Source organism: Acidovorax sp. 107 (assembly GCF_003058055.1).
In the GTDB taxonomy this organism is placed as follows: Bacteria; Pseudomonadota; Gammaproteobacteria; order Burkholderiales; family Burkholderiaceae_C; genus Acidovorax.
In genome coordinates this window covers 1,857,297-1,872,825 of sequence record NZ_QBTZ01000001.1, presented here as the reverse complement: position 1 = coordinate 1,872,825, position 15,529 = coordinate 1,857,297, and the positions used below count along the sequence as shown (strand labels likewise).

Sequence of the window (15,529 nt, the reverse complement as noted above, 5' to 3'; positions counted from 1 at the left end):
AGGGCGGTTACCGGATGTGCAAGGCGTTGAGCTGCCAGGCTGCCCGGTTGTAGTACAGCTCGCTGCGCAGCTCGGCCTTGGTATCAAACGGGTACACGATGAACAGCGGGCCCTTTTCGCGGATGGGCATGGGCCGGTTGTTCATCAGGCGCGCCACGATCACGTCATGGCGCGTGGCATCGTCCGCGGGGATCTCGGTTTTGTAGTCGTTCAAGGCGACTGCCGTGATCTTGGTGCCCTTGGCCCCCACCGCGGCGAGCACATCGCGCAGCAGAGGGCCTGTGAAGGTGACGGCGCTGGGGTACCAGGGAGTTTGGGTAGAGAAGCTGTGCTGCGGCAGCTTCTCCAACATTTTCATGTCGAACTGCGCCTGCGGGCCCCGGTTGGTCTGCGTGATGGCGCCGTCGATGGTCAGGACGACGGGGCCGGTGGGAGGCTCCAGCGCCTGCACGTTGCTCGCGGCCAGCAACGCCGCGCCGATGACCCATGCCGCCCATGCCTTGGACAACACCCGCTCATACCCATAACGACGATGAGATTGCATGGACACCCCCTCCTGTTTTGGTAACAGTCTCGCGGATAGATGCCCAAAATGTAAACCGATTTATCGCCGCTGGTGGGGCGGATCGCCCGCCGCGGTGTCGAGCGTGCGACGGCAGCGGACGGGGGGGTCGGGCTGCTGCTTCAGGTTGCGGCTGGGGCGCCGGCGGCGGCCATGGTATCCCAGGCCTTGAGGGCCTCCGCCGTGTACATGAGTGCGGGGCCCCCGCCCATGTAAACGCACACGGCCAGCATCTCTTCCAGCTCTGCACGGGTGGCGCCGAGTTTTTGCAGCGCCTTCACGTGAAAGCCGATGCACCCTGAGCAGCGCTGGGTGACGCCAATGGCCAGGGCAATCAGCTCCTTGTGTTTGCTGGTCAGCGCGCCTTCTGCCATGGAGGCCTGCGCGAGTTGCGCAAAGCCCCGCATGGCGTCGGGCTGTGCCTTGCGAAAGGTGGCCAGGTTTTCGTTGATGCCCTGGATCAGGCTGGTGTGGTCAAACGTACTCATGGAATCGTTCCTTGTTGGAGGTGGGTAGGGCGCCGCGCACTGTCTATCTGTGCGTATGCGCGCCTACCGGCGGTTTATTTCTTCATGGGACAGGTGTTCATGCCAAGCAGCGCGTAAGCCGGGCAGAAGCGAAACAGGCCGGTGGCCAGTGGCACCACGCCCAGCCATCCCCACCAGCCCACCGTGCCGGTGGCGGCCAGTGCAATCAGGACCAGGCCTGCCAAGACGCGCAGCACACGGTCCACGGTTCCTACGTTGATGTTCATGATGATTTCCTTGCTCTGAGGTTGTGGCCCGGGATGGGCCCTGCTTGCACAAGCGCAGCGAACGCGAAATGCGTTCGCTGCCTGGTCAATCGAATGAGGGGGACGCGGGCGCTGCGACAGGCTTGCCCGCAGCCACCCAGGCGTCAAAGCCGCCTGCAATGGATTGCACCTGCAGGTAGCCCATGTCCTGCATGGCGCGTGCGGCCAGCGCGGCACGGCCGCTGGTCTTGCAGTACAGCACCACCTTGAGGTCGCGCGCGCTGAGTTCGGGCGTGCTGCTGAGGCGGAACTCCAGCACTCCGCGGGAGGCGTGAATCGCGCCGGGGATGTGTCCTGCTTGGTATTCGTCGGCCTCTCGCACATCGATCAGCACGTCGGCGGTGCGGATGGCTTCGTCTGCCTGGTCCAGCGGTACCTCTTGCACCAGGGCTTTGGCAGCGATGACGAGATCGTGGGCTGTTTTCATGATGGCGTTCCTGCGTTGGGTGGTACGGATGCGGCTGCGCGTCACAGCGCGTTGACGGGAATCTTGAGATAGGTCACGCCATTGGCTTCCGGTGGCGGCATTTCCCCCGCGCGGATGTTGACCTGCACCGAGGGCAGGATGAGCACGGGCATCTCCAGCGTCGCGTCGCGCTGGGTGCGCAGCGCCACAAAGGCCTCTTCGGTCACTCCGTCGTGCACATGGATGTTCTTGGCCCGCTGGTCGGCAACGGTGGTTTGCCACGCCACGGCGCGCCCTGCAGGTGGGTAGTCGTGGCACATGAACAGGCGGGTTTCATCCGGCAGGCTGAGCAATTTGCGCACCGATTGGTACAGCGCGTGGGCATTGCCGCCGGGGAAGTCGCAGCGCGCTGTACCCACGTCAGGCATGAACATGGTGTCGCCCACAAACACGGCATCACCGACTTGGTAGGCCATGCAGGCGGGTGTATGGCCGGGCACTGCCAGGGCCTGGGCCTTCAGCTGGCCGATGCGGAAGGCCTCGTTGTCGTGCAGCAGTTGGTCGAACTGGCTGCCATCCGGGCGGAACTCGGGCTCCAGATGAAAGACCTTCTTGAACACATCCTGCACCTGCGTAATGGACGCGCCAATGGCGATTTTTCCGCCCAGCTTGTCGCGAAGGTAGTGCGCGGCCGACAAATGGTCGGCATGGGCATGGGTTTCCAGAATCCATTGCACCGTCAGCCCCTGGCCTTGCACAAACGCCACGATCTTGTCGGCAGACCGCGTCCGGGTGCGGCCCGACTTCGGGTCGTAGTCCAGCACCGAATCCACCACCGCGCAGTGGCCGCCAGGTTGATCGAACACCACATAGCTCACCGTCCAAGTGGCGTCGTCGAAGAAGGCTTCTATCTGGGGTTTCATCGAAGGGCTCCGTATTTAATTTCGATGCTGATAGTTTATTGACAGATAGATTGTTAGTCAATAGAATATCAACATTGAATTTGAAAAGGAGCGCCCCACCATGCACGCAGAAGCACAAATGGACCTGGAAGCCTTGCGCAGGTCCGCCGACAGCGCTTGCCGCTTGATGAAAGTTTTGTCCAACCCCGATCGCCTGCTGCTGCTGTGCCAGCTGACGCAAGGTGAAAAGCGGGTGGGCGAGCTGGAAGAGCTGGTGGGCATCTCCCAGCCCACCTTGTCGCAGCAGCTGGGCGTATTGCGCGAGGAGGGCCTCGTCAACACCCGCCGCGACGGCAAAAACATCTATTACGAGATCGCCAGCCCCCAGGCCCTGGCGGTGATGAACGTGCTGTTTGAACAATTTTGTGGCCCCGCCCAGGAGAGCAAACCATGCTGATCGATTGGACCCATTTCACCCCTTGGGCCGCCCTCGCTGGCGGCGTTCTGCTGGGCCTCGCTTCGGCGCTTTTTGTGCTCCTCAACGGGCGCATCCTGGGCATCAGCGGCATTGTGGGAGGGCTGCTCCGCCCTCGCGCTGGCGACATTGGCTGGCGCTTGGCTTTTGTTCTGGGCATGTTGGTGGCGCCTGGCCTTTACTGGCTGGTGGTCGGCCCCACGCAGCCGCGCATTGATGCGAACTGGGGCATGGTGGTGATCGCCGGCCTGCTGGTGGGTGTCGGCACCCGCTACGGATCGGGCTGCACCAGCGGCCATGGCGTGTGCGGACTCTCGCGCATGTCGCCCCGGTCTCTGGTTGCGACGCTGGCCTTCATGGGGGCAGGGTTCGTCACCGTCTTCCTCATCCGGCACGCGCTGGCCTGAACGCACCACCATCCATCGGAGCATTGATCGCTATGAAAAATCGTATTTCGGAGTTTGTGGTGGGCCTGATCTTTGGACTGGGCTTGATCGTCTCGGGCATGACCGACCCTGGCAAGGTGCTGGGTTTTCTGGACCTGGCTGGCTTGTGGGACCCCTCGCTGGCGTTCGTGATGGGCGGAGCCATTGCGGTGGGCGTCTTTGCCTTCGCCGTGGCCAAGAAGCGGACTACCAGTTTCCTGGGCGGCGCCATGCACTTGCCCACGTCTAGTGACATTGATCGCCGTCTGGTGGTCGGAAGCCTCATCTTTGGCGCGGGCTGGGGCATTGCCGGGTTTTGCCCCGGGCCAGCCATTGTTTCGGCGGGTGCAGGCCAGCCCAAGGCCATCGTGTTTGTGATCGCCATGCTGGCGGGTATGTGGCTGTTTGAACTGGCCGAACGCATGCCCCATCGCACCCCATCTACCCAGACCGGAACCCGCTGACATGCCGCTGCAAATCATTGCCCTGACCCCGGACTTCGCAGTGTCGCCCCAGCTGGCCACCACCGACTTTGCCTCTTTGGCCCAGCAGGGCTTCAAGACCATCATCAACAACCGGCCAGACGGGGAGGGCGGTGGCGCACAGCCCACCAGCCCTGAAATGGAGCGCGCTGCCACAGTGGCCGGGCTGCACTACGTATACCTGCCCGTGGTGAGCGGCTCCATCACGCCGGAACAGGTGCAGACCATGCACAAGATCTTGCTCTCGGCCCCCAAGCCCACGTTGGCGTTTTGCCGTTCGGGCGCCAGGTCTGCACAGTTATTTGGGCTGACGCAGAACTTGGACGCCGACGCGTCCTGATCACCCGGGAACCATCATGAACTTCATCCCCGGCTGGGTCCGCAACTACCAGAAGTCCTGGCTCTCCGGCGACATGGTCGCCGGCGTGATCGTGACGGTGATGTTGATACCGCAGAGCCTGGCCTACGCGCTGCTGGCGGGCTTGCCGCCCGAAGTGGGCTTGTACGCCAGCATCCTGCCGATCATTGCGTATGCCGCGCTGGGGTCCAGCATGACGCTGGCCGTAGGCCCGGTGGCAGTTGCTTCGCTCATGACGGCGAGCGCCCTGCAGCCGCTGGCTGCCGCTGGCTCGCCCGACTACGTGGCGCTGGCCATGCTGCTGTCGCTGCTCTCAGGGGGCATGTTGCTGCTGTTTGGGGTGTTGCGGCTGGGTTTTTTGGCCCATTTTCTGAGCCATCCGGTGATCAGCGGCTTTATCTCTGGCTCGGCTGTGCTCATTGCTGTGGGTCAGGTCAAGCACTTGCTGGGCGTGAAGGCGGGCGGCACCGATGTCTTTGACACCTTGGTGCAACTGGCCCACGCAGCGCCCGCAACCAATCTGGTCACGCTGGGCATCGGTGCGGGTAGCGTGTTGTTTCTGGTGCTGGCGCGCAAGTCTCTGTCTCCGTGGCTGGTCCGCCTGGGCGCCAGTCCGCGCCTGGCAGATATCGCATCCAAGCTGGCGCCGATGCTGGCCGTGATGGTGTCCACCGCCTTGGTGGCCGCCATGCGCTGGGATCAGACGGCAAGCGTCAGTATTGTGGGCACGGTGCCCCAAGGCCTGCCGCAGATCGGGTTGCCGGCGGTTTCGATGGCGTCCGTGGGCTCGCTGTGGCTGCCTGCGCTGCTGATCTCGCTGGTGGGCTTTGTCGAAAGCGTGTCGGTGGCGCAATCGCTGGCGCTCAAGCGGCAGCAGCGCATTCAACCGAACCGGGAACTGTTGGGCTTGGGGGCTGCCAACGTTGCCAGTGCGCTGTCGGGTGGTTTTCCCGTCACGGGCGGTTTTGCGCGCTCGGTCGTCAATTTTGCGGCCGGGGCCAACACGCCCCTGGCAGGTGTCATTTCTGCCGTGCTGATGGGTGTGGTGATTGCCGCGCTGACGGGGCTGTTTCACTATTTGCCCCACGCCGTGCTGGCAGCCACCATCATCGTGGCGGTGGTGTCCCTGATCGACGTGGAGACACTGCGCGAGGCCTGGCACTACGACAAGGCTGACGCCATGGCCCTGCTGGCCACTGCAGGGGGCGTGATCGCTTTTGGCGTGGAAGTCGGCATCCTGATGGGGGTGGCGTTGTCGCTGGGCACATTGGTGTGGCGCAGCAGCCATCCGCACATTGCGGTGGTGGGTCGAGTGCCAGGCACTGAGCACTTTCGCAACGTGACCCGCCACACGGTGACCACAGAGCCCGGCCTGATTGCCGTGCGGGTGGATGAAAGCCTGTATTTCGCCAATTCGGACGCATTGCTGGACCGTGTGGAGGAATTGGTAGCCGCCCAACCGGATACGCGCCACGTGCTTCTGGTGTGCTCAGCCATCAACCAGATCGACACAACCGCCTTGGGGGTACTCACGGATCTGGAGCGCAGCCTGGCCCAGCGAGGGGCGGCACTGCTGCTGTCTGAGGTGAAAGGCCCAGTACTCGATCGTTTGCAGGGCACAGAACTTGGCACGCGGCTGAATGGACGGATCTTTTTGAGCACCCATGCTGCGTTTGAATACGCAAGGCGGGCTGGCAGCATGGTGGGTCGGTACGGTGATCCGGCGGCGGCTATCTAGCCATTGACATTGACCGATGGGGCGTCGAACGGACGTCCTGATCCGCAGAGAGCTTTAAAGAGAAGTAGATTTTATATTTAACATAATATACATCGTATCTACTATATAGTGAGTCCCACGACTGTATCTCATCGCTCAATCTGGACTCTCTGGCCTCTGTCATCCGCCAGTGCCGCTACCATCACCGCCCATGACACTTCCCACCCAAGCCTCTTCCACATCCCACATCCACTTCGGCCTTCGTGATCGCGTCTGCATCGTCACCGGGGGCGCCCAAGGCATTGGCGAGGCGTGTGTCCGCCGTTTTGCGGCCGAAGGTGCCAAGCCGGTGATCGTCGATGTGGACGATGCGCGCGGCCAAGCGCTGGCGCAGGAGCTGGGTGCGCTCTACGTCCGCTGCGATGTGGGCGATAAATCGCAGGTAGATGCGCTGGTGGCCCAGACCCTGGCGGCCCATGGACGCATCGACGTGTTGGTGAACAATGCCGGCATCTTCAGGGCGGCAGATTTTCTGGAGGTGACCGAAGCAGACTTTGACGCCGTGCTGCGGGTCAACCTCAAGGGCTCGTTCCTCGTCGGTCAGGCGGTGGCGCTGGCGATGGTCAATTCGGGTGGCGGCGCCATCGTCAATATGAGTTCGGTCAACGGTGTGCTGACCATCCCCAACATCTCCAGCTACAACGTGAGCAAAGGCGGCGTGAACCAGCTTACGCGCGTGATGGCCCTGGCGCTGGCCGACAAGAACATCCGCGTGAACGCCGTGGCCCCGGGCACCATTGCCACCGAACTGGCCGCCAAGGCGGTGCTGACGAGTGATGAGGCCAAGAACAAGATCATGAGCCGCACGCCCATGAAGCGGCTGGGTGAGCCGTCGGAGATTGCCGATGTGGTGGCCTGGCTGGCCAGCGATGCGGCCAGCTACGTGACGGGAGAGATCGTGACTGTGGACGGCGGGCGCATGACGCTCAACTACACCGTGCCGGTCTGACGCACTTTCGACCACTCATGTTTTGATAGCTGCCAGCGCATGATTCACTAGCGCTAGCGGCTATTTTTATGACTTTCAGACCTGTGGCATGCGCTGTAGTAGCCCTGCGGTGCTGCGCGGCCAGCCGACCGGGCCGAACCAGGCGCCGCCAGCAATCGCCCAGGCGTTGACCAGGCCGTACAGCACTAGCGCCGCCCCCTGCGCGGCAAACACGGCAGCCAGTCCACCGCCCCAGCGCAGCGCCAGCCAGCCGCCGGTGACGGCCACCGCAAGGCGCACGATGTTGCCGATCACGGGCCAAAGCAGGCGCCCTGCCCCTTGCGAGGCAAAGTACAGCACAAGACCCAGGCCAAAAAACCCGTACACCGGGCCGACGGTGCGCAGATACAGCGCCCCCGCTTCCAGCATGGCGGGGTCGCTGTTGAACAGCGACAGCCACGCGTTGGGAAACGCCGCCGCCCACAGACCAATCGCCTCAGCCATCACAAACGCCATGGCCGCGCCGATCCAGGTGGCGCGCAAGGCACGCTCGCGCTGGCCAGCGCCGATGCATGTGCCGACCATGGCCACCAGCGGCGCGCCCAGGCCAAACACCAACGGAACCAGCAGGTACTCCAGCCGCGACGCCGTGCCGTAACCCGCAATGGCCGCTGTGCCAAAACCACCTACCAGCGCGGTGGTCACGCCAATCGCCAGGTTGGTGGCAACGGTAGACACCGTGCCCACCAGGCCCACCCGCAGGATGTCCTTGAACAGCACCCAGCGAAACCGGATGTGCGCCAGCGAAGGCCGCAGCAGGCTGCGCGGCGACCACAGATAGGCGGCCAGCACCACGCTGCCGATCAGGTAATACGCCATCAACGCAATGGCGCCCCCGGCAATGCCCAGGCCGGGCATGGGGCCCCAGCCAAAGATGAACAGCGGCGACAGCGGCACCAGCACAAACGCCCCCAGCACCGTGACATACGCCGGCACGGCCATGTTGCCCGTGCCCCGGATCACGGCCGACAGCGTGTTGAACAGCCAGACCAGAAACGCGCCCGCAAACACCCAGTTGGAATAGACCAACGCCGCATCCAGCGCGCCGCCGGTGCCGCCCATGCGGGTGTAGAGCCAGCGCCCTCCTCCCACCACGCCCACGGTAAAGACCAGCGAAAACACCGCCGCAATGGCCAGCGCATGCAGCACCAGCGCGTCGGCATCTTCCCGCCGCCGCGCGCCCAGGGCGCGGGCAATGGCCGATGCGATGCCGCCGCCCATGGCGCCTGCCGATGTCATCTGCATCAGCATGACCACGGGGAATACCAGCGCCATGCCTGCCAGCGCGTCCGTGCCCAGCTTGCCGACAAAGTAGGTCTCGATGAGTCCGACGCCCGCCTGCGCCAGCATCACCAGCACGTTGGGCGCGGCCAGCCGCAGCAAGGTGGGCGCGATGGGCGCCTCCAGCAGCATGCGGGTGCGCGGGTTCAGGGCTTCGGTCACGTCAGGCCCCTGCCCCACCGGCCGCAGGCTTGCGTGGCACCACGATGCGCACGGTAGACAGCTGCAGCACGTCGCCGTGCTGGTTGCGGGTTTCGCTGCGCACGGTGACCATGCCCCGGTCGGGCTTGGACTTGGAGGGCTGGATCTGCATCACCTCGCTCACCACATGCAGCACATCGGTAGCGCGGGTGGGCCGGGGCCAGGCCAGTTCGCCGCCTGCGCCGATGATGCCGCCCGCAATCGGCAGACCGCTCGTCACCTGCAAGCGCATGGTCACGGCCGCCGTATGCCAGCCGCTGGCGGCCAGGCCGCCAAACAGCGTGTCACGGGCTGCGGCGTCGTCCAGGTGAAAGGGCTGCGGGTCGAACTGCGCGGCAAAGCTGGTGATCTGTGCCTCGTCCATGGCGTGTTCGCCGCTTTTGAACTGGTCGCCCACCGACAGGTCGTCCAGGTAGATCGGGGGCTTTGTGGTTGTCGAGGCATGGCTGGCCGGGGTCTGCGTCATGTCGATGGCTTTCTGGAGAGAGGGTGTTGGTTCAGGCGGCAGTGGCGGCAGGCCGCGCCAGGCGTGCTTCTCGGATCGGCAGATTCACCAGCGCTGCGCCCACGGCTAGCACGATGTCGATGTACCAGACCCAGTCGTAGCTGCCGGTGGCCTGGAACACAGTGCCGCCCAGGTAGGCGCCGAGGAACCCGCCCATCTGGTGCGACAACATCACGATGCCGAACAACATGGCCATGTTGGCCGTGCCAAACATCTTGGCCACCAGCCCGACCGTGGGCGGCACGGTGGAAAGGAACGTCACACCCATCACGGCGGCAAAGACCAGCACCACGGCGGGCGTCTTGGGCGCGAACAGGAAAATCAGCACCGCCAGACCGCGCGTGGCATACAGCAGCGACAGCAGCGACTTCATGCGCCAGCGCCCCACCGCCCAGCCCATGGCCAGGCTGCCCACAATATTGAACAGCCCAATCACCGCCAGCGCCCAGCCTCCCACCTCGGGCGCCAGCCCGCAGGCCGCTATCACGCCGGGCAAGTGCGTGGCCAAAAACGCCACGTGAAAACCGCACACCAGAAAACCCGCTGCCAGGTACCGATAGCTGGGCGTGGCCAACGCCTGGGCAATGGCCTCGCGCGCGGTCAGCGCCTTCTGGCCAGAGGCGGCAGCGGCCTGCGCTGCCAGCGCGTTGGAGTTGCCCTTGAGCACCCACACCGCCGGCAGAGCCAGCAGCACCAGTACGCCCAGCCACTGCATGGCGCTGGCCCAGCCCACGGCGGCCGTCAGGCTGATGGCGATGGGCGCCATCACAAACTGCCCGAACGAGCCGCCCGCGTTGACGATGCCGCTGGCCAGCCCGCGCTTTTGCAGCGGCACCAGCCGCGCAGTGGCCGCCATCAGCACGGACGGCCCCGCCATGCCCGCACCACCTGCAGCCAACACGCCAATCGCAAAGATCAGCCCAGCCGTGGTGGTCATATACGGCGTGATGAACGTGCCCAGCGCCACCAGCGCTACGCCCAACAGGATGACGCGGCCCGTGCCGATGCGGTCGGCCACCGCCCCGGCAAATGGCTGGGTCAGGCCCCACCACAGCTGGCCAAATGCAAACGCCAGGCTGATGCTGCCAATGCCCAAGCCTGTGGAGGTATTGAGTGCGGACAGGAACAGGCCCATGGTCTGGCGCGTGCCCATGGTCAGCGCAAAGGCGCCAGCGGCGGCCAGCAGCACCAGCCACAGGGCCAGTGGCGTGGCGGACTTGGGTACCGTCGCCAGCGGAGTGTGGTTATTCGTCATGCACAGCCTCCTGCACTGGAAGTGCAGCCAGCAAATCGAGCGAGTCGTCCACCAGCGCATGCAGCGCCATCACGCGTTCCACACCCAGTGCCTCGTTCAGCGCCAGTTGCGCGGCCTTCCAGTGGCGCTGCGCCTCTGCGCGTTTGTCGCGGCCCGCATCGGTGATGTGCACCAGGCGGCTGCGTGCGTCCGTGCCTGCCTTCAGCGTCACCCAACCTGCATCGACGAGCGGTCGCAGGTTGCGTGTCAGCGTGGAGGCATCCATCTTCATTTCCGTGGCGAGGTCGCCGGGGCGGATCGGGCCCAGCTTGAGCACATGCGACAGCAGCGAATACTGCGTGGTCTTGAGCCCGCACTTCGCCATTTCGGCGTCGTAGTGGTTGGCCACGCGGCGCATCAACTGACGCAGCTTGAAGTTGGTGCAACCCTGCGGTAGCACAGGGGCCAGGTTGGATGGTTCGGCTTGCATGGATTTGATTGTATCTGCAATAATTGCATATGCAATATATACGTTTCGACCCTACCCCCAAACCGGACACCCCATGACCCAACACAACCACCTCGAACACTGGCTGGCGCAGGAGCGCGACATTCTGGCCACGCTGGATGCAGGCCCCGGCCCGGGCGTAGCCACCCGCGAGCAGATCGCCCACCTGAATGGCCTGCAGCAGATGCAGGCCATGCTGCGCGGCGAGTTGCCCTACGCGGCCATTGCCAAGACGCTGGACTTCTTGATCGTCGAAGTGGGCGAAGGCACGGCGATCTTCCAAGGCACTCCACGCCTGGAGCACCTGAACCCCATGGGCACGGTACACGGCGGCTGGTTTGCCACCCTGCTCGACTCCGCCCTGGGCTGCTCCATCCACACCCGCATGGAGCCAGGGCGCGGCTACACCACGGCCGAGCTGGGTATCAACCTGGTCAAGGCCATCACGCCCAAGGTGCAGCGCGTGCGCGCCGAGGGCCGGGTGATCCACAGCGGGCGCCAGCTCGCCACGGCCGAGGCGCGCTTGGTGGGGCCGGACGGCACGCTGTACGCCCACGCCACCACCACCTGCCTGGTTTTCGATCTGCCTGCACAATCGAAGGGATGAAATTCCTCCACACGATGCTGCGCGTTGGCAACCTTCAACGCTCGATTGATTTCTACACCAAGGTTCTGGGCATGCAGCTGCTGCGCCAGTCCGAGAACCCCGAGTACAAATACTCGCTGGCCTTTCTGGGCTTTGAGGGCGGCAACCCCGGCCAGGCCGAGATCGAGCTGACCTACAACTGGGGCACAGAGAGCTACGACATGGGCACGGCCTACGGCCACATCGCCCTGGGTGTGCCCGATGCATACGCGGCGTGCGAGAAGATCAAGGCCTCGGGCGGCAACGTGACGCGCGAACCCGGCCCGGTCAAGGGCGGCACCACAGTGATTGCGTTTGTGACCGACCCCGATGGCTACAAGATCGAGTTGATCCAGCGCGCCGAGGGCGCAGGCGGCCAAGGTCTGCGGTAACTTCTACTATCAAATAAATAGCTGTTTGCGCATGTTCTACTAGCGCAAGCGGCCATTTTGACCACAAAAAAACCCGGCCTTGCCGGGTTTTTTTGTTGGGGAAGCTGGCAGCGCTTACAGGGCGCCCAGCGTCACTTCCACACGGCGTGCTTCGGCGTTGCTGCCGGTCGCGGTGGTTTCTTCGGGCTTTTTCAGCTCGACCTTGTCTTCGGCCACGCCCAGGGCCTTGAGCGCTTCGGCCACGGCCACTGCGCGTTGCTTGGCCAGTTCTGCGTTCAGTGCCGCGTCGCCCGTCGCGTCGTGGAAGCCCGAAACAACGGCCTTCTTGCCTTCGGCCACACCCTTGACCACATCGGCCAGGGCTTCGTTGGCGCCTGCGGCCAGTTCGGCCTTGGCGGTGGCAAAGTAGAACTTCACCACACCGTTTTCAACGCGAACGCTGGCCACGTCTTCTTCCACGGCAACCGGGGCGGCCGGGGCAGCGTCCACAACCACTGCAGCGGGCTGGGCCGGGGCCTTGGCGCCCAGGCGCTTGACTACCACGGTGCCCACCACCACGGAGATCACCAACGCAATCAGTGCAAAGAGAAAACCGAGGGCAAAACGTTCTTGGCTATCGCCGTCAGAGCTGGACATGAAGGATCCCTGTAGTGATAAAAAAAGTGGTTGGCCGGCCCTGCAGAAGGTGCGAAAACAAGGCCCTGGCCGATTGCAGCAAAGCTTTCGATTGTAGAGTGAAGCCATGACGAATCTGCCCGCCCCACTGCGAGACCCGGCGCCCATGCTGGAGCGTGCCCTCCAGGAATGGGGCGGCCATCAGGACCTGTGGATCTTTGGCTACGCGTCGCTCATCTGGCGACCGGATTTTGACTATGCCGAGCGCCGCGCGGCCAAGGTCCACGGTTGGCACCGGGCGCTGAAGATGTGGAGCCGCATCAACCGGGGCACGCCCGAGTGCCCGGGTCTGGTGTTTGGCATGCTCTCGGGCGGCAGCTGCCGGGGCATGGTGTTCCGCGTGGACAAGGCGCACGCCCGGCAGGTCATGATCAACCTGTGGCAGCGCGAAATGCCCACCGGCGTGTACGACCCCCGCTGGCTGACCTGCCACACTCCCCACGGCCCGGTGAGTGCGCTGGCCTTTACCCTGTCACGCAAAAGCCCCAACCACACAGGCGAGCTGCCCGACCATGAGTACCGGCGCATCTTTGACGAAGCCTGCGGCCGCTACGGCACCACGCGCGACTACGCCCAGGCCACTTATGACGAGTTGCGCAGGCACGGCATCCATGACCGGGCGCTGGCCCGGTTGATCGCACTGGCCCAAAAAGAGTCATAGTGCACATTTTTCTGGACTCGCACGCGGTGGCTTGCGAGACTGCGCCTTTGTATCGGGTTCGATCCCGCGTTCATTCATTCGCACCGAGGAGTTTGAGTCATGAAGATTCGTTTTGCTTTTGCCCTGTCTTCCCTGGCTGCTGTGGCGCTGGTGGGCTGCGCCTCCCATCTGTCCGGTAACCGCGCCATGGCCAAGCTGGAGCCCACCCGGGGCAATACCGCCAACGGCACGGTCACGTTTGTGCAGACCGATGAGGGTGTTCAGGTGTCGGGTGAAATTCGTGGACTCAAGCCGGGTGCGGAACACGGCTTTCATGTGCACGAAAAGGGTGACTGCAGCAGTGGCGACGGGATGAGCACGGGCGGACATTTCAACCCCACGGCCAAACCCCACGGGGCCCACAGCGCGGCCGAGCACCACACCGGCGACCTGCCCAGCCTCAAGGCCGACAAGTACGGCGTGGCCGCCTTCAGCTTTGTGTCGAAATCCATCAGTGTGGGCGGTCCGACCACCGACATCGTCGGCAAAGGCCTGATCGTTCACCGTGACCCCGACGATTACCAAACGCAGCCCACCGGCAACGCAGGCCCACGCCTCGCCTGCGCGGTGATCGCTTCCAAATAAAGCGAAAGCGGCCTTTGCCGCCGCTATCCGTGCGCCGCCAGCAACCGTGCGGCCCGCTCCAGGTCTTGCACGGTGTCTATGTCGGTCACCGTGCCTTCGTCATCCACCTCCACCTGCCGCACCCTGACCTGCTGCGCCTGCTCGCGCACCACACTGGCGGCGCCCTGCTCGCCGGTCAGCGCCAGCAGGCTGTGCAAACATGCGGCCGCAAACCCCACGGGGTGACCGCGCTCGCCCCGGTACACCGGCATGACCACGGCGCAGCCCGGGTCTGCCAGCGCGGCGGCCATGGTGCGCAAGGTGGCGGGGCGGATCAGTGGCAAATCCCCAGGCAAAACCAGCCAGCCGGGCGCCTGGGCCGTGGCGCGCACAGCCGCAGCGATCGAATCTCCCATGCCGGGGTGGCCTGCATCTTCCAGGTGCCAGGGCAAACCGCTGGCGCGCACGGCATCCAGGGTGTGCTCCAACACGGTTTTTGCCCCCAGGGGCGCGCGCAGCTTGTGCACCGCACCGCCGGATGCGGCAAAACGCGCTCCCCGGCCCGAGGCCAGCACCAGAATGACGGGAAGGGAGGTTGGTTTGAGCATGGGGTTGCGCTTGAACAGGTTCCACGGGCCGGCGGCTGCGGCGTGCAGTCGGCGCGATTCTAGGGCGGCGCTACGCATCTATCAGGTCGTCAGAACGCTCCGCTCCCCACCGTGAAATCCGCGTGCTGCGTCGCCATTCCGTGCAGCATACCCACCAGGGGCCGCAGGTCGTCCCGCCGGCTGTGGAGCGCGTAGCCAAGCGAGCCCAGGGGCACCGGGCTGGCCAGCTGCTGCAGCACGCCCCGTTCGCACAGGGCTTGCGCCCAGCCCTCGGGCAGCAAGCCAATGCCGCTGCCCTGTGCCAGCAAGCCCACGATGGCGCCCCAGTAGTTGCACACCAGTCGGCGCGCGGGGCGGGCATCGGCCTGTCGCAACCAGTCGTCGATGAGGTGGGTCACCCCCGAGCTCTGCGGCAGCGTCACCAGCGGGTGCGACTGCACAGCGTCGGCGTCCATCTGATGCAGGCCGCGCGCCACGCCAGGGCCTGCGCACCAGGCAAAGCGCGCATACGTCAGCGGCACTGACGTCAGCGCGCTGCGGCTGGCGGGGCCTGCAATCACGGCCACGTCTAGCTCGCCCTTGTCCAGCCGCTCCGCCAGAGCCGCGCCCACATCCACATGCACAGACACTTCCAGGGCCGGGTGCGCCGCCGCCAGGGCCGAGACCAAACGAGGCAGCCAGGTGATTGCCGTCAGTTCGCCCACCCCCAGCCGGCAGGGGCCGCGCAGGCCGGTGGTGCTACCCATCTCTTGCTGCAAACGGTCTGCCTGCTGCAGCAACCCACCCGCCAGCGGCAGCAACCGTGTGCCCGCCTCCGTCAACGCGGCGCGGTGACCGGCGCGGTCAAACAGCGCCTGGCCCAGCGAGGCCTCCAGCTCGGCAATCCGCTTGGACAGGGACGACACCGACAGATGCACCCGCTCGGCCGCCATGGCAAAGCTGCTGCAGGTGGCGGCCCAGTAGAAGGCTTCGAGCTGCTTGAGGGTCATGTTGTGGACTAATTTTTCAATTAGGCGAACAAATTATTCACAATAAATTCGCTTTCTTGATTATTGCGGTTTCAGGACA

General features: G+C 64.5%; 22 protein-coding genes. 10 read left to right on the top strand and 12 right to left on the bottom strand.

What is annotated here, in order from left to right; genetic code table 11:
* Positions 1-7 precede the first annotated feature (7 nt).
* The 5 genes from C8C99_RS08925 to C8C99_RS08905 all read right to left on the bottom strand — a co-directional run bounded on the left by C8C99_RS08925 (position 8) and on the right by C8C99_RS08905 (position 2,684).
* Positions 8-544 (bottom strand): molybdopterin-dependent oxidoreductase, encoded by a 537-nt coding sequence (locus C8C99_RS08925; RefSeq protein WP_108625528.1) that lies wholly within the window; start codon positions 542-544, stop codon positions 8-10.
* 140 nt (positions 545-684) lie between these two features.
* Positions 685-1,050 carry a carboxymuconolactone decarboxylase family protein gene (locus C8C99_RS08920; protein ID WP_108625527.1) on the bottom strand — a complete coding sequence of 122 codons (366 nt, stop codon included), beginning with the start codon at positions 1,048-1,050 and terminating at the stop codon, positions 685-687.
* 74 nt (positions 1,051-1,124) lie between these two features.
* Complete coding sequence (locus C8C99_RS08915; protein ID WP_108625526.1) at positions 1,125-1,316, bottom strand: DUF2892 domain-containing protein; 192 nt, start codon at positions 1,314-1,316, stop codon at positions 1,125-1,127.
* Positions 1,317-1,401: 85 nt separating this feature from the next.
* The gene (locus C8C99_RS08910; protein WP_108625525.1) at positions 1,402-1,782 is read right to left on the bottom strand and encodes a rhodanese-like domain-containing protein; all 381 of its coding nucleotides are present in this window, start codon (positions 1,780-1,782) and stop codon (positions 1,402-1,404) included.
* A 41-nt stretch (positions 1,783-1,823) separates the two neighbouring features.
* Positions 1,824-2,684: an MBL fold metallo-hydrolase gene (locus C8C99_RS08905; protein WP_108625524.1), complete on the bottom strand. Its 861-nt coding sequence runs from the start codon at positions 2,682-2,684 to the stop codon at positions 1,824-1,826.
* Between the two features lie 100 nt (positions 2,685-2,784).
* On the opposite strand from C8C99_RS08905, the gene C8C99_RS08900 reads away from it, so the two are divergent.
* The 6 genes from C8C99_RS08900 to C8C99_RS08875 all read left to right on the top strand — a co-directional run bounded on the left by C8C99_RS08900 (position 2,785) and on the right by C8C99_RS08875 (position 7,129).
* Positions 2,785-3,120, top strand: a complete 336-nt coding sequence (locus C8C99_RS08900) for a helix-turn-helix transcriptional regulator (protein ID WP_056644589.1) — start codon at positions 2,785-2,787, stop codon at positions 3,118-3,120.
* Positions 3,114-3,545, top strand: a complete 432-nt coding sequence (locus C8C99_RS08895; RefSeq protein WP_108625523.1) for a YeeE/YedE family protein — start codon at positions 3,114-3,116, stop codon at positions 3,543-3,545. The genes C8C99_RS08900 and C8C99_RS08895 overlap by 7 nt, the downstream gene beginning before the upstream one ends.
* A 32-nt stretch (positions 3,546-3,577) precedes the next feature.
* Positions 3,578-4,027, top strand: coding sequence for a YeeE/YedE family protein (locus C8C99_RS08890; protein WP_108625522.1), 450 nt, complete (start codon positions 3,578-3,580; stop codon positions 4,025-4,027).
* Position 4,028: 1 nt separating this feature from the next.
* Positions 4,029-4,385 carry a TIGR01244 family sulfur transferase gene (locus tag C8C99_RS08885; RefSeq protein WP_108625521.1) on the top strand — a complete coding sequence of 119 codons (357 nt, stop codon included), beginning with the start codon at positions 4,029-4,031 and terminating at the stop codon, positions 4,383-4,385.
* A 16-nt stretch (positions 4,386-4,401) separates the two neighbouring features.
* Complete coding sequence (locus tag C8C99_RS08880; RefSeq protein WP_108625520.1) at positions 4,402-6,141, top strand: SulP family inorganic anion transporter; 1,740 nt, start codon at positions 4,402-4,404, stop codon at positions 6,139-6,141.
* 190 nt (positions 6,142-6,331) lie between these two features.
* Entirely contained in the window at positions 6,332-7,129 is a 798-nt protein-coding gene (locus C8C99_RS08875) for an SDR family NAD(P)-dependent oxidoreductase (RefSeq protein WP_108625519.1), read from the top strand.
* A 75-nt stretch (positions 7,130-7,204) separates the two neighbouring features.
* Here C8C99_RS08875 and C8C99_RS08870 read toward each other — a convergent pair whose 3' ends face one another.
* Genes C8C99_RS08870 through C8C99_RS08855 form a run of 4 tightly spaced genes read right to left on the bottom strand, consistent with a single transcriptional unit; the run spans position 7,205 to position 10,879 of the window.
* Positions 7,205-8,581, bottom strand: coding sequence for an MATE family efflux transporter (locus C8C99_RS08870; protein WP_108627097.1), 1,377 nt, complete (start codon positions 8,579-8,581; stop codon positions 7,205-7,207).
* A 31-nt stretch (positions 8,582-8,612) separates the two neighbouring features.
* Positions 8,613-9,116, bottom strand: a complete 504-nt coding sequence (locus C8C99_RS08865) for a MaoC family dehydratase (protein WP_108625518.1) — start codon at positions 9,114-9,116, stop codon at positions 8,613-8,615.
* A 31-nt stretch (positions 9,117-9,147) separates the two neighbouring features.
* Positions 9,148-10,410, bottom strand: coding sequence for an MFS transporter (locus C8C99_RS08860; RefSeq protein ID WP_108625517.1), 1,263 nt, complete (start codon positions 10,408-10,410; stop codon positions 9,148-9,150).
* Positions 10,400-10,879 carry a MarR family winged helix-turn-helix transcriptional regulator gene (locus C8C99_RS08855; RefSeq protein WP_108625516.1) on the bottom strand — a complete coding sequence of 160 codons (480 nt, stop codon included), beginning with the start codon at positions 10,877-10,879 and terminating at the stop codon, positions 10,400-10,402. The genes C8C99_RS08860 and C8C99_RS08855 overlap by 11 nt, the downstream gene beginning before the upstream one ends.
* A 73-nt stretch (positions 10,880-10,952) precedes the next feature.
* Here C8C99_RS08855 and C8C99_RS08850 point away from each other — a divergent pair, with 73 nt between their 5' ends.
* The gene (locus tag C8C99_RS08850) at positions 10,953-11,504 is read left to right on the top strand and encodes a PaaI family thioesterase (protein WP_108625515.1); all 552 of its coding nucleotides are present in this window, start codon (positions 10,953-10,955) and stop codon (positions 11,502-11,504) included.
* Complete coding sequence (gene gloA / locus C8C99_RS08845; protein ID WP_108625514.1) at positions 11,501-11,914, top strand: lactoylglutathione lyase; 414 nt, start codon at positions 11,501-11,503, stop codon at positions 11,912-11,914. The genes C8C99_RS08850 and gloA overlap by 4 nt, the downstream gene beginning before the upstream one ends.
* Positions 11,915-12,028: 114 nt before the next feature.
* Here the strand turns inward: gloA and C8C99_RS08840 are convergent, their stop codons facing one another.
* Positions 12,029-12,550 (bottom strand): OmpA family protein, encoded by a 522-nt coding sequence (locus tag C8C99_RS08840; protein WP_108625513.1) that lies wholly within the window; start codon positions 12,548-12,550, stop codon positions 12,029-12,031.
* A 106-nt stretch (positions 12,551-12,656) separates the two neighbouring features.
* Here C8C99_RS08840 and C8C99_RS08835 point away from each other — a divergent pair, with 106 nt between their 5' ends.
* Positions 12,657-13,250 (top strand): gamma-glutamylcyclotransferase, encoded by a 594-nt coding sequence (locus C8C99_RS08835; RefSeq protein ID WP_056644553.1) that lies wholly within the window; start codon positions 12,657-12,659, stop codon positions 13,248-13,250.
* Between the two features lie 99 nt (positions 13,251-13,349).
* Positions 13,350-13,874, top strand: coding sequence for a superoxide dismutase family protein (locus tag C8C99_RS08830; RefSeq protein ID WP_108625512.1), 525 nt, complete (start codon positions 13,350-13,352; stop codon positions 13,872-13,874).
* A gap of 23 nt (positions 13,875-13,897) precedes the next feature.
* On the opposite strand, the gene C8C99_RS08825 is transcribed toward C8C99_RS08830, so the two are convergent.
* Together C8C99_RS08825 and C8C99_RS08820 are read right to left on the bottom strand one after the other, a co-directional pair.
* Positions 13,898-14,461 (bottom strand): NTP transferase domain-containing protein, encoded by a 564-nt coding sequence (locus C8C99_RS08825; RefSeq protein ID WP_108627096.1) that lies wholly within the window; start codon positions 14,459-14,461, stop codon positions 13,898-13,900.
* 89 nt (positions 14,462-14,550) lie between these two features.
* Positions 14,551-15,450, bottom strand: coding sequence for a LysR family transcriptional regulator (locus C8C99_RS08820; protein ID WP_108625511.1), 900 nt, complete (start codon positions 15,448-15,450; stop codon positions 14,551-14,553).
* Positions 15,451-15,529 lie beyond the last annotated feature (79 nt).